Annotated in this window: 1 protein-coding gene; it reads left to right on the top strand. The window is 39.1% G+C overall.

Translation table 11 applies throughout. From position 1 onward, the window contains the following. Positions 1-25: 25 nt before the first annotated feature. Positions 26-3,807 (top strand): hypothetical protein (locus Q0257_RS11820; RefSeq protein ID WP_298025028.1); only part of this gene is annotated, 3,782 nt, incomplete at its 3' end.

The following is a 3,807-nucleotide window of genomic DNA, read 5'->3' as shown; positions in this document are numbered from 1 at the left end:
ATGTTATTGACCGGAGGGTAGTATCATGAAAGTTAAGAGTTTTAGCTTTGCGCCTATTTTGGTGCTGTTATTTTGTGTTGCGACGGGAGCTTTTGCGGATAGACCCAATATTAAGATTGTTCCCGCCGTTATAGATCCTTACGAATACCCAGAGAGCGGCATTATTGATAGTAACGATCCGCATTGGTGGTGGTATAATGAAACAAGGACGGCAACAGATAGTAAGGGCAAACCTTATACTTTTTTCGTTTGTGGAGACGGTAACAACCCAGGAAAAGGCGGAAGTTGCGGCGTATGGAATTTTACCGGTATACACAATTGGAAAAATCAGTCTCCGGTAATTAGATTCGGTGGTCCTGGTACATATGTATTTGGGGATTACGCCGTAGCTGGAAATACTGTGCTTAGCTTTGACTGGGACAATGTTTCGAAAGCAGATGATATAAATTTCATAGCCGGCTCAAATGGTCATTATTTAAAAGAGGATCCCGATACTTCCCCCTATGGCTTTTATTTAAATAGCTCCAAATCTACTTTAAGATTGCCTAAGGGCGTCACTAAAGATGATATCGTATTTGCGGCTTTATATTGGCAGGGTAACGTAAGAGAAGCAAGAGAGCTGATTAAGGCAGGTTGGGATCGTGCAATAGGAAATGGTGACGGAGTGCAGTTTGCTAAATGGTATAGGCGAGTTAAACTTAGAATGAAAAGCTCAAAAAGTGCAAGTACTACTGCTCCTATAGATATTGAGAGACAGAGATGTAATGGCATAGCGGGTTGGAACTATAAAGAAAATGCCAGCTATAAAAACCTCCCCGATCCTCTTAAGACAGAGATGCGTTTAGAGTACGGTTGCTTTACGGATATCACAGATATCGTCCGAAGTAATTTCGTCGATTACTCGGATAGTATAGATTTTACCGTTGGAAATGTAGTAACCAGCGCTGGTAAGGACAGTGCAGGCGTAGGTCTTATTAACGGTAAGATAGAAAATATTAGAGTCGGTATGTGGGGCGGCTGGGGTATAATCGTAGTGTATGATAAAACTTTAAATTCTAGAAATAAGCTAATATCCGATCTACAAAATTCGGCTAATCCGGTAGGTGTAGAGAGGCAATACTCGTATGCGGAAGCCATTAAATTTAAAAATAATTACTATAAACCTAAAAATGTAACCATATATGGTGATTTTATGGCTATTACGCCTTGGGATGGCGAAAATGCATCCATAAAAGTAGAAACGGCATTAAATGGCTTTTATACTCCTAGAAGCGGTAATGTTAATGCTAAACTTGGTTTTTTAGGTTTCGGTGGCGAAGCAAAATTGGGACCTGAACATGGCGGTACAAAATTCCAAACAAAGGAATTTTTTAGAGTAGAAAATAAAAAAGCCGGTGGTAAAATGGATACCTTATTTATGCATGATGAGTATAAGGTAAATAGGCTGGCTCAGATAGGCAGCGAATGGTATTCTAATGTATTTGACGGTAGTATTATGAGGTTAAAGCATGAAAATGGCCGATATGCTGCATCGCCCGAAATTTTAAGAGGCGGTGAATATCTCGGATCAAATCAGTCTGCAGGTATAGATTTAGACGAATTCGATATAAGCGATAAAATGGTCTATACTCAATCAAGTATTAAGTTGGAACTTGGTGCTGAGTATAATCCAAAAACTGACAAGTCCGATCAAAACTTTATAAGCATGATAGCCATATCTGTGGATATGTATGTTCCACAAATGTGCTATCAGTATGAAGTCTATAACGCCGCAAACTGGGTAAAATTCTTCAGAACAGACGATAGTAAAGCCAGCGAGGGCAAAGGAATAGGTACTAGATATAGCAAGGAAGAGATCGAAAAGAAAAAACCAGAGACAATCAAAGATCCTGTAGTAGCCGGTGAAAATATCTACTATAGAATGAGATTTGAAAACAGATCAAATGGCGGAAATAGTGAAGATGCTATAGGAACAATAGTATCAATTGACTTTGGTCAAGCGGGTGCAACTTATACTAAAGATAGTGCTACTATAAATAACGAGTTGACTATAAATGAGCCTATTACTACGAATACGAACACTATACCTGCGGCTGCCGCCGAGAGGCTAGTCTATTTACGCGATGATAAAAAAGGCGCATACAAGACTATGAAGGATGTCATAAATGCTACTGCTCCAAATGTCACGGACCCTATTTATAAGGACAGGCAATTTACTGCATTAAGCGGCAATGTCTTAAAATTTTACATCGGTAAAGATGCGGGCGAGATAAAGACGGGCGAAACTGCTCCGGTAGGTGGTCTAATGCAGCCGGGTAAAGCGGCTTACGGCGAGTTTAATGCTACTGTTAATACCGGAGCGCAAACATTATTACCTCCTGCTATGACTCTAAGCTATAAAATAAGTCTAGACGTTGGTGGTGGCAAGCGAGTGCTTATCGACATGGAGGGGGCGTCCGAGCTTGAGTTGTGCGATGCGGATAAATCTAAGTCCGTAAGTATTTTACCGCTAAGCGGTTTACAGGTTGTAAATAAGAATTTTAGTAAGAACGACGACGATGATAGGCTCTATACTCAAATTTCCGATAAACCTTTTGATACGAAACTTATCTTTAGACCGGATTACGAGAGCCAATATTGTAAGTCTTATGACGATAAAACTGGTAAATGTACCGAATATACCGATGCGGCTTTAAATTCCCCTCATTTTAAAAGAGATCCGAATACAGGCAAGCTTATATATACTGGTAGTGAGACTAGGAAGCTTGAGAAATTTACATTAGGAGGTAAATTGTTTTTGTCTGTTATTAGGGCAAAAAATGCAGCTACTACACTAGATAAAGCCGATAAGAGTGATAAAAATAGCGTAGCCTACTCATGTCGAGCCGTAACGGATCCTTTGAAAATTCCGTTTAAACTAAACGGTGATTCTTATTCTGTAGATAAAGAATTAGAATTTAAGGATAAGGATATTTTGAATTTGAATGATATCGAAATAGGTGATGCTTATCAAGGTCTTACATTTATGCTTAGCTATCGCCCGGATGGACAGTCTAGCTCAACATCTGATTTGGATAAGTATATAAAAGATAAGGATATAGATAAAAATAACGATCCTACGGCTTATTACCTTGAACTTAAAAAATTGGAGCTTAAAAAGAAATACGGGTATTGCGATAGCGAAGATGAGAAAAATTCTAATATCAAGTGGTGTGACAATAGTTTAACCAAAGATCAAAAGAAGAATATTTGGGAAAATATTATACTAAAAGAGTTGGAGAAGCTTAAAAATAGTATAAACGCCGCTAGTAGTGAATTTGGCATTAAAATGTCACAAGATGGTTCGTTCCATATATGTGGTAGTGATAACTTCGTGCTCCGTCCTGCGTATTTCAAAGTGGATACCGATGCATTAAAAAATTCGAGCAAGTATAGCAAGATCGTAGATACTACCGCTAGTGGCGATATAACTAAAAAAGGCATTAGTACCGATGTTTATAATCCTACCGAACTTCGCGTGGGTGGTGACTATGAGCAAAACGCAGATATCTTGGCGCACGTAATATCAGCTAGAAGCTATAGCGATAATGGCGTGCCCAACTATACTGCAAGAATCGGTGGCGACTTAGGTAATCAGCGCTATCATCTACGTAAAAGCTATGGTACGGATTCTGATGATACTCAAGATATATCGACTAAGATCCGTGGCATCCAGACTTATTTGCGCCCATTCATATCTAATGAATGTGTGGCTAATGTAGATACCCAGTCCTACTATGTCGATAGAAAAACAGCCACTACTACATT

The organism is uncultured Campylobacter sp., from assembly GCF_938018035.1.
Lineage (GTDB): Bacteria > Campylobacterota > Campylobacteria > Campylobacterales > Campylobacteraceae > Campylobacter_B.
Note: the sequence above shows the minus strand (reverse complement) of the source record. Positions and strands in the feature narration are given on the sequence as shown.